This is a genomic window from Acinetobacter sp. AND/436, assembly GCF_049546925.1.
In the GTDB taxonomy this organism is placed as follows: Bacteria; Pseudomonadota; Gammaproteobacteria; order Pseudomonadales; family Moraxellaceae; genus Acinetobacter; species Acinetobacter indicus.
Window position 1 is genome coordinate 1 of record NZ_JBMXBO010000026.1, and the last position, 9,343, is coordinate 9,343.

The following is a 9,343-nucleotide window of genomic DNA, read 5'->3' on the forward strand; positions in this document are numbered from 1 at the left end:
AACCCGCCAGTGCTGTGGCACCAGTCAAAAATGAGCAAGAAAAATTTTGCATAAAAACAGAACAACAAGACGAATGTGTGAGAATATGGCAATATATAGCCTTTCTTAATGTATAACGTCATTCTTTGCCCATGCAGCTCCTCCGTCTGAATGCTTTAGCGCCTGATTTTCAACTGGAAAAAACTGCCGTTACCATTGGTAATTTTGACGGCGTGCATTTGGGGCATCAGGCCATGATTGCCCAGCTAAAACAGCTGGCAGCAGCCCAGCAGCTGAAAACCCTGGTGATGATTTTCGAGCCACAGCCGCTGGAATTTTTTAAAGGCTATGAGGCACCGCCGCGCATCAGCTCCTTGAGAGAAAAAGTCGAATATTTAACCGAGCTGGGCGTAGACTATATTGCAGTTGCCAAATTCGATAACTATTTCCGCAGCTTAAGCGCCGAAGCCTTTGCCGACATACTCAAATACAAACTCAATGCCCACAGTCTGGTGCTGGGTGATGACTTCCATTTTGGCAAAAACCGTCAGGGCAATAGCGAGTTTTTGCAGCAATACGGCTTTCAGGTCACCAACTTAAACACTATTCTGGCCGATGGTGAACGGGTCAGCTCGACCCGGATCCGTCAGACCTTGCAGGCCGGCAATTTAGCGCTGGCAGCCAAATTGCTGGGGCGCCCGTATAGCATTACTGGCCGGGTACAATACGGCGACCAGATTGGCCGGACCATTGATTTTCCAACCATTAATGTCCGTCTGAACCGGCATAAACCCTGCCTGAACGGGATTTATGGCGTGGAAGTGCTCTGTGAAACTGAATCCTTACAAGCCAAAGTTCAGGCAGAGAATCCGAACCAGCCGGGAATTGCCGGCTATGACCCGACCGCGCTGTTTGGCGCCGGTCATGTCGGCACCCGACCGGCCATCAAACAGGACCATCCGGAATGGCGATTAGAAGTACATTTCCCCGAGGTTTCTGCTAATCTGTATGGCCTGTTAATGCGGGTGACGTTCTTAAACTATTTACATGGCGAAAAGGACTATCCTTCGCTTGAAGCCTTAAAAGCTGGAATTGATGATGATGTGGAGAAACTGCTTGAGTTTCGCCGCAGCACCCCAAAATTCCCTTTTGAATAACTCACATTTTTACTGTAAAACGTGTCAGTCAAATGGCTGATTAAATTGGAAGACAACTTGCATGAGCGATAAGCAAACTCCTGAAAATGCAGTGGACTATAAAGCCACACTGAACCTCCCAGGTACTGACTTTGCAATGAAAGCAAACCTCGCAGTACGTGAAGCGAAATGGTTAGAAGAGTGGTATGCCGATGACATTTATCAGCAGATTCGTGCATCGCGTATCGGCAAGAAAAAATATGTGCTTCATGACGGCCCTCCGTACGCAAACGGTCAAATCCACCTTGGTCACGCGGTCAACAAGGTCCTGAAAGACATCATCATTAAAAGTCGTGTCATGGACGGTTTTGACGCGCCATATGTGCCAGGCTGGGACTGTCACGGTCTTCCAATTGAACTGAAAGTTGAAGAAAAAGTTGGCAAAGTCGGCGTCAAAGTTGATGCTTCGACCTTCCGTAAAGCCTGCCGTGAATATGCCTACACCCAGGTCGAACTACAAAAGAAAGACTTTATCCGTATGGGCGTGTTCGGCGACTGGAACAACCCATACCTGACCATGAACTTCAAGCAGGAAGCAGATATTGTCCGTTCTCTGGGTGCCATTGCCAAAGCCGGTCATATCGAGCCAGGCCTGAAGCCAGTGAACTGGTGTCTGGACTGTGGTTCAGCGCTGGCAGAAGCTGAAGTTGAATATGAAGATAAAAAATCCGATGCAATTGACGTCGGTTTTACAGTGGTTGACTTAGCTGATTTGTCTGCACGTTTGGGTGTTGATGTTAAAGACTCAACCGATATCGTGATCTGGACCACCACCCCATGGACCCTGCCAGCCAACCAAGCCGTGGCATTACATGCCGAACTTGAATATCAACTGGTCAAGGCGCGTGGTGAAGAACAGGCCGAGCAAAACTTTATTCTGGCAAAAACACTGGTAGAATCTGCGACCCAGCGTTATGGCTTCAGCTCGGTTGAAGTGCTGGCCGAGTTTGCCGGTAGCAAACTGGAAAATCTGGTGCTGCAACATCCGTTAATTACTGAGCGTCAAGTGCCGGTGATTCTGGGTGAACACGTCACCGATGCCAGCGGTACAGGTGCCGTGCATACTGCACCAGGCCACGGTGTAGACGACTATAAAGTCGGCCTGCAATATAACCTGAAAGTCGACAACCCGGTGGGCGGCAACGGTGTCTATTTACCGACTGCGCCAATTTTTGCTGGTGAACATATTTATAAAGCCAATCCGCAAATTATTGCCGCGCTGGGCGAAGCCAACAAATTGTGGGCACATCATCCAATCAAGCATAGCTATCCGCACTGCTGGCGTCATAAAACCCCGATTATCTTCCGTGCCACACCACAATGGTTTATCAGCATGGATGCCAAAGGTTTACGCCAAGGCGCCCTGAATGCAATTGAAAACGAGATCAGCTTCGTGCCAGATTGGGGTAAAAACCGGATTCAGGCAATGATCGAAGGCCGTCCGGACTGGTGTATTTCGCGTCAGCGTACCTGGGGCGTACCAATCCCGTTCTTCGTGCATAAAGACACCAACGAACTGCATCCACGCACCCCTGAACTGATCGAAGAAGTGGCTAAACTGATCGAACAGGAAGGTATTGATGGCTGGTATAACCGTGAAGCCAAAGACTTCATTGGTGATGATGCTGAACACTACAACGCCGTACGTGACACCTTAGACGTCTGGTTTGACTCGGGTACAACCCACTATGCCGTGCTGCGTGAACGTGAAGAGCTGCAAGATCCGGCCGATCTGTACCTTGAAGGTTCGGATCAGCACCGTGGCTGGTTCCAGTCTTCACTGCTGACCTCGATTGCGATCAATGAACGTGCGCCATACAAAGGCTTGTTAACGCATGGTTTCGTGGTCGATGAAAAAGGCCGCAAAATGTCGAAGTCACTCGGGAATATCATTACCCCGCAAGACATCATTAAAGACATGGGTGCAGACGGCTTACGTTTCTGGATTGCCTCTGCGGATTACCGTTATGAAATGACCGCCGGTAAAGAAATCTTTAGCCGTGCCTCAGACGGTTACCGCCGTATTCGTAACACGCTGCGTTTCTTGCTGGCCAATTTAAACGGCTTTAAACCATCGACTGATGCCCTGCCGGTGGATCAGCTGATTGCGCTGGATCAATACATCCTGCAACGTGCGTCTGAAGTACAAGAAACCATCAAGAAAGCCTATGAAGATATGAACTTCCATATCGTCACCAGCGCCTTGACCAACTTCTGTATTAATGACTTGGGTGGTTTCTACCTCGACATCATCAAAGACCGTCAGTACACCACCAAAGCGGACTCGCAAGCGCGTCATTCTGCACAAACTGCGCTGTATCACCTGGTACAGGCCTTTGTACGCTGGATGGCGCCAATCCTGAGCTTCACTGCCCAAGAAGCGTGGCCACTGATTCCTGAGCAGTCAGAGAAATATGTATTCACCGCTGAATGGTATGAGCTGCCGGTGGCCTCTGAAGCCAACGTGCTGGCTGAAAGCGAATGGCAGACTTTAATTGCCGTAAAATCTGCCGTGAACAAGTTTATTGAAGCGGCGCGTACTGCAAAAACTGTCGGTTCTAACCTGTCTGCCAAAGTGGAGCTGTGGGCCAATGCCGAGCTGAAAGCGGTGCTGGATAAACTGGGCGATGAACTGCGTTTTGTCCTGATTACTTCTCAGGTGATTGTGAATGAGTTTGATGCAGCACAAGGCGAAGCTTCTGATCTTGACGGTCTGAACGTGAAAGTCTCTGCCGCAGATGGCGAGAAATGTGTACGCTGCTGGCACGTCCTGCCAGATGTGAATACACATCCTGCACATCCAGGTTTATGTGGTCGTTGTATTATTAACCTCCCGACAGGCCAAGGCGAAGAGAGAAAATATGCCTAATCCACAACCGAAAAAGGGCTTATTCCAGTTCTATCCGCACAATTTGTGGTGGATCGGACTGTCTATTGTGGCGATTATTCTGGATCAATGGACCAAATGGATTGCAGTCACCCATCTGAATTATGCAGATCCGGTGCCTGTGCTGCCCTTTTTAAATTGGACATTACTGCATAACTATGGCGCAGCCTTTAGTTTCTTGTCCGATGCGGGTGGCTGGCAACGCTATTTCTTCACCTCACTGGCAGGTTTGGTCTCCGTGATCTTTGTGTTCTGGCTGATGCGTATGCCAAAGAACATGCTGGTATTACCGCTGGCCATTGCCCTGATTCTGGGCGGGGCCATTGGTAACCTGATTGATCGGGTCGCTTTGGGCTATGTGGTCGACTTTATTCATGTTTACTACAACAACAGCCACTTCCCTGCCTTTAATATTGCAGATAGTGCCATTACCTTAGGCACCATCTTGCTTCTTATTGATACGTTTTTCCTGGAAAAACACCGTATTCAACGTGCGCAGGCGCAACATGACTGAATTTATCAATCCGAACGAAGACACCCGTATTGAAGCGGGTTCTAAAGTTGAACTTCATTTTTCTGTGGCCATTGAAAGCGGCCCGGAAATTGACAATACCCGTAGCCGTGCCGAACCGGTCAGTCTGGTGATGGGCGATGGCAGCCTGTTACCGGGTTTTGAAAAAGCCCTGTTTGGCTTGCGTGCTGGTGACCGTCGTACCGTGAGCCTGCCACCAGAAGAGGCTTTTGGTCCATGGAACCCGGAAAATGTCCAAACCTTTGACACCGTCAAGTTTGAACAGCGTCCGGTTGAAGGCCACATGATCGAGTTTGAAGATAAGGCCAAACAAAGCCTGTATGGCGTGGTCAAATCGGTCAATGATGACATCACCGAAGTCGACTTTAACCATCCACTGGCCGGTAAAGACATTACCTTTGAAGTGGAAATCTTTAAAGTCACCCCAGCGGGCCAGCAAGGCATTCAACTGAAATAAAAGTTCCACATTTTTGAAAAGCTCCTTCGGGAGCTTTTTTTTATGCCATTTTCATGAGGCAGATACAAACTGACTCTATTCAGGCTAACGCAATTCACGTTAATTTGATCCCTACAGCAAAAACAACACAGGATAAAACATGAATATTCAGATTATTGTTGGCAGTGTACGCGAGGGACGTACCGCCATTAAAGTCGCACACTGGGTACAGCAGGCTATTAAAAGCTATAACTTTAGTACCGTGCAGACCGAGCTGGTCGATTTAAAAGAATGGAATTTACCCCTGTTTGCCGGTCCGAATCCGCCGCTAAGCGGTATTTATGACCAGCCGCGTCAACAGGAATGGGCCGACAAAATTGCCCAGGGCGATGCCTTTATTTTTATCAGCCCCGAATATAACCATGGCTATAGCCCGGCCTTGAAAAATGCGCTGGATTATCTGGGCAAAGAGTGGCAAGGCAAACCGGCGGCTTATATCGGCTATGGTGCCACCAATGGATCACGCTCGATTGACCAGATCCGTCAGGTCGGCACCCAGCTGGGACTGATTGACAGCAATGCAGTGGTGGAAATCCGCGATATTTTTAGCCGTAACCGTAGCGAAAGCTTTGAACCGAATGAATTTGATGACAAGACCCTGAAACAGGTAGTCGACAAGCTGATTCAATATGTCAGCTCATAATGCCAGCAGCCCTGTAAGCATTTTCTTACAGCAGCTGTGGTGAACTGCGACTAGGGCGCAGAGCGCTTTCATTTTATAGTACCCACATACAGAGACAGGAGGTCTCTTAAATCAAAACAATAACAATAAAAGCAACAACAGCAGGATGCTGATCGGTACGACAGGAGTTATACCGGAATAATGAATCCAGAGAAGCCCGGACAGGATGTTCGGGCTTCTTTTATTTCAGTCCTTTATGTTCTGGTTCTTGTAGATGATGCGCTATTTTAAATCAATTGCTGTTGTACGCCTGAGCGTACAGTACTTGTCGGGTTTTGCGGCTGGTTGGTTCTGATCGCCTGACGTATATTAAAACCATACCGGGACAGGAGGTCTCGTTGCATAAAACAATAATCATAAGCCGCATGCAGGATGCACGCACAGATATAACAGGAGTGATATCTGAGAACTGAATCTAAAAAGCCCCGACAGGATGTCGGGGCTTTTTATTATCTGTGAATTCATTATTTGGCTGTCATTTTCAGCAAGCTGGCGCCTTTACCATCTTCAATCACCCATAAATGACCTTCACGCGCTTCAATCACCCCGCGAATACGCTGCTTCATGTCCAGCCGTTGTACTTCACGTACCGGTTGAGCCTGGGTGTCAATCACAATAATCGCCTGCGATGACAATCCTCCGGCAATGGCCTTATTTTTCCACTGTGGAAACTGATCGCCACGGTAAAAGATTAAACTCGAAGGTGAAATGACCGGGGTCCAGTCCAGTTCCGGCGCTTTAAATTCTGGCCGGGTCGCATGATCCGGAATTGGCTGACCGCTATAATGATCGCCATTGGACACGATCGGATAGCCATAATTGGCGCCTTTTTCAATCCGGTTCAGCTCATCTCCGCCTTTGGGTCCCATCTCAATTACCCACAGCTGCCCCGCCGGGTCAAATGCCATACCTAAGGGATTCCGATGCCCCAGGCTCCATACCTGTGCCGCAATCTGGCCCTGAGCACGGAACGGATTATCTGGCGCAGCGCTACCATCTGCATTTAAACGTAAGATTTTCCCTAAATTGGAATTCAGGTCCTGTGCCGGGTCAAACTTTTGTCGCTCTCCCGAACTGACCCACAAATAGCCGGCCTGATCAAATAACAGCCGGTGGGCATAATGCCCCTGCCCTGGAACTTTCGGCACTTGGACCCAGATCTGCTGTACATTTTTCAATTGTGGCTGAGCCGCATCTTTTAAATCCAGCTCGGCACGCGCCACCACCGCGCCATAACCGCCTGTGCCGGCTTCCACATAACTTAAATAGACCCAGCGATTCTGGGCAAACTGTGGATGCAGCGCGACATCACCCAAACCGCCCTGCCCGCCATAGGCAACTTTGGGGACACCTTTAACCTCAAGCAGCAGTTTATTGCTCGGGTTAAATAATTTGAGTCGTCCACGCTTTTCAGTAATTAACAAGCGGCCATCGGGCAGCTCAGCCATCGCCCACGGTTCCTGTAAGCGCGCCACCCGTTCCAGCTGATAAGACTGGCTGGTCTTGCTAGTTTCACTGCTTTGGGCGGCTTTCGCTGAATTGGCAGGCTCGGTCTGGGCATTACATCCGGTGGTTAATCCTGCGATGAGCAATGCCGCAGGCCAGGTCAAATATTGTTGTAGTTTTGCCATGACATTTCCTAAAACAGAACAGACAATACTTTGATTGTAGCCCAAAGCCAGTTTTGACCAAGAACACTTGCGTAACCTGCCGGACTTTGTCCGTTTTGGCTTACACCGAATGAAGACAATTGAGGCTAGGAGCAAACCCAGAATTTTCGTATTCTAAATTCATCAGGAAACAGGACGTTTCCCAAACGGAAAACAACAATAATTAGTTTGCGCACCAGGATCGTGAGGTACGACAGGAGTTATACCTAAAGCACGAAATACGAAGAAACCCCGTCAGGATGATGGGGTTTCTTTTTATCTGTGGTTTTTGTTTTCTTAATGCCATAAAAAAAGCCCCCAATCTATGGAGGCTTTTTTCATTTAATACCAATTAGGCTTTGGCAATCGCCGCTTTGCCTGCTTTAATCTGTTCTGCTTCATCTTCACTCATGATCAGCGCCACGGCAATTGCGGTAATCAATACCGGTAAACCGACAGCAATAAAGTTGAAGTGTGCTGGCAGGTTCATACCGAGTAAGCCACCAATCAGGATTGGTCCAACAATCGCACCCATACGGCCAATTGCAGATGACCAGCCAATTCCGGTTGAACGTACTGCCAGTGGATAGTATTGCGCCACATAACTATACAGCAACATTTGTGAACCGATTGACGCCGCACCCGCCAAGAATACCAAGATGTACAGCAAGAACTGGTTTGACTGGAAGCCCATCAGACTCATCACAATCGCGCCCATAATCCCCAGGAACATCAACACCGGTTTCAGATGGAAACGGTCAGCCAGAATACCACCGCCGACAATACCAACCACGGCACCCACGTTCATCACCATCATGAACATCAGACTGTTGTCCATTGAATAGCCTGCCGCCATCATCAGTTTAGGCAACCAGCTGCTTAAGGCGTACATGGTCAGCAAGCAGGTAAAGAACGCTAACCAGAACAATAAGGTGTTTAACGCACGGCCACGTTTGAACAGGCTTACCACGTTGGCTGCTTCCGGCACATCGACCTGATGCAGTTCAAATTTGGTTTCATTGCTAATCTGCACTTCTGGGGCCAAGCGGGCCATGATTGGACGCGCCTGTTCCTGCTTGTTCTCTTTCACAATAAACATCAGCGATTCAGGCAGGAATTTCCAGATAATTGGCAACAGCAACAGTGGAATACCGGCAATAAAGAACATGATTTCCCAGCCAAAGCTTGGGGTTAACCAGGCACCCAATAATGCTGCCATCACACCACCCACTGCATAACCACTAAACATGGTGGTCACCAGCGTACTACGCATGTTCTTTGGCGCGTATTCAGAGGTTAAAGCCACCAGGTTAGGCATCACCCCACCAATCCCTAAACCGGCCAGGAAGCGCAAAATACCGAATTCTGTTGGGTTAGAAGCAAAACCGCCAGCGAAGGTCAGACCACTGAATAACACAATACAGATCATGATGACTTTTTTACGGCCAATTTTGTCGGCCAGCGAGCCGAAAATCATGGCACCGAACATCATCCCTGCCAATGCAGTACTGGCCAGCATACCGGCTTGCACCGCACTTAAGCCCCACTCGTCCATTAATAAAGGCAATACCACACCATTAATGGCTAAATCATAACCATCAAATAAAATGATCAGTAGACACCATGCCACTACATTAAAATGAAATGGTTTAAATTTTGCGTGATCAATGACATCATTTACGTTAATAGTTTGATGTGTCATTCCTCACCTCCTGTGAGTCTGTGTTTCAGTGAACTTCCATAGCAACCCATAATGAAGACCCTCATTTCGAGTCTTCTTCATCCACACTTTGCTAGTGGAGTAGATGGTGCAACTTTCACACAATTTACAGAAAATAAGAATTGAACATTAGTCTACAATCCTATTAATAATTAAAGTTTTATATATTATTCTCATTAGACATAAGTTTTATTTTGCTTTA

General features: G+C 48.2%; 7 protein-coding genes. 5 read left to right on the plus strand and 2 right to left on the minus strand.

Features of this window, described 5'->3' with window-relative positions; all coding sequences use genetic code 11:
• The first annotated feature begins 131 nt into the window (after window positions 1-131).
• The 5 genes from ribF to ACPEPR_RS13570 all read left to right on the plus strand — a co-directional run bounded on the left by ribF (window position 132) and on the right by ACPEPR_RS13570 (window position 5,733).
• Window positions 132-1,136 (plus strand): riboflavin biosynthesis protein RibF, encoded by a 1,005-nt coding sequence (gene ribF / locus ACPEPR_RS13550; protein ID WP_016658673.1) that lies wholly within the window; start codon window positions 132-134, stop codon window positions 1,134-1,136.
• 61 nt (window positions 1,137-1,197) lie between these two features.
• Complete coding sequence (gene ileS / locus ACPEPR_RS13555) at window positions 1,198-4,044, plus strand: isoleucine--tRNA ligase (RefSeq protein ID WP_104472324.1); 2,847 nt, start codon at window positions 1,198-1,200, stop codon at window positions 4,042-4,044.
• The gene (gene lspA, locus ACPEPR_RS13560; RefSeq protein WP_005181030.1) at window positions 4,037-4,576 is read left to right on the plus strand and encodes a signal peptidase II; all 540 of its coding nucleotides are present in this window, start codon (window positions 4,037-4,039) and stop codon (window positions 4,574-4,576) included. Before ileS ends, lspA begins: the two co-directional genes overlap by 8 nt.
• On the plus strand, window positions 4,569-5,051 hold the full coding sequence (locus tag ACPEPR_RS13565; protein WP_005181033.1) for an FKBP-type peptidyl-prolyl cis-trans isomerase: 483 nt from the start codon (window positions 4,569-4,571) through the stop codon (window positions 5,049-5,051). The genes lspA and ACPEPR_RS13565 overlap by 8 nt, the downstream gene beginning before the upstream one ends.
• Before the next feature lie 139 nt (window positions 5,052-5,190).
• Window positions 5,191-5,733, plus strand: coding sequence for an NADPH-dependent FMN reductase (locus ACPEPR_RS13570; protein ID WP_005181039.1), 543 nt, complete (start codon window positions 5,191-5,193; stop codon window positions 5,731-5,733).
• A 503-nt stretch (window positions 5,734-6,236) separates the two neighbouring features.
• On the opposite strand, the gene ACPEPR_RS13575 is transcribed toward ACPEPR_RS13570, so the two are convergent.
• Together ACPEPR_RS13575 and ACPEPR_RS13580 are read right to left on the minus strand one after the other, a co-directional pair.
• Complete coding sequence (locus ACPEPR_RS13575; RefSeq protein WP_168384457.1) at window positions 6,237-7,403, minus strand: PQQ-dependent sugar dehydrogenase; 1,167 nt, start codon at window positions 7,401-7,403, stop codon at window positions 6,237-6,239.
• A 370-nt stretch (window positions 7,404-7,773) separates the two neighbouring features.
• Window positions 7,774-9,123 (minus strand): aromatic acid/H+ symport family MFS transporter, encoded by a 1,350-nt coding sequence (locus ACPEPR_RS13580; RefSeq protein WP_016658670.1) that lies wholly within the window; start codon window positions 9,121-9,123, stop codon window positions 7,774-7,776.
• Between the last annotated feature and the right edge of the window lie 220 nt (window positions 9,124-9,343).

What these genes read in the sequence shown, in the direction of transcription:
- ribF (WP_016658673.1), top strand. Translation starts at nt 132, where the DNA reads ATGCAGCTCCTCCGTCTGAATGCTTTAGCGCCTGATTTTCAACTGGAA.
- ileS (WP_104472324.1), top strand. Translation starts at nt 1,198, where the DNA reads ATGAGCGATAAGCAAACTCCTGAAAATGCAGTGGACTATAAAGCCACA.
- lspA (WP_005181030.1), top strand. Translation starts at nt 4,037, where the DNA reads ATGCCTAATCCACAACCGAAAAAGGGCTTATTCCAGTTCTATCCGCAC.
- ACPEPR_RS13565 (WP_005181033.1), top strand. Translation starts at nt 4,569, where the DNA reads ATGACTGAATTTATCAATCCGAACGAAGACACCCGTATTGAAGCGGGT.
- ACPEPR_RS13570 (WP_005181039.1), top strand. Translation starts at nt 5,191, where the DNA reads ATGAATATTCAGATTATTGTTGGCAGTGTACGCGAGGGACGTACCGCC.
- ACPEPR_RS13575 (WP_168384457.1), bottom strand. Translation starts at nt 7,403, where the DNA reads ATGGCAAAACTACAACAATATTTGACCTGGCCTGCGGCATTGCTCATC.
- ACPEPR_RS13580 (WP_016658670.1), bottom strand. Translation starts at nt 9,123, where the DNA reads ATGACACATCAAACTATTAACGTAAATGATGTCATTGATCACGCAAAA.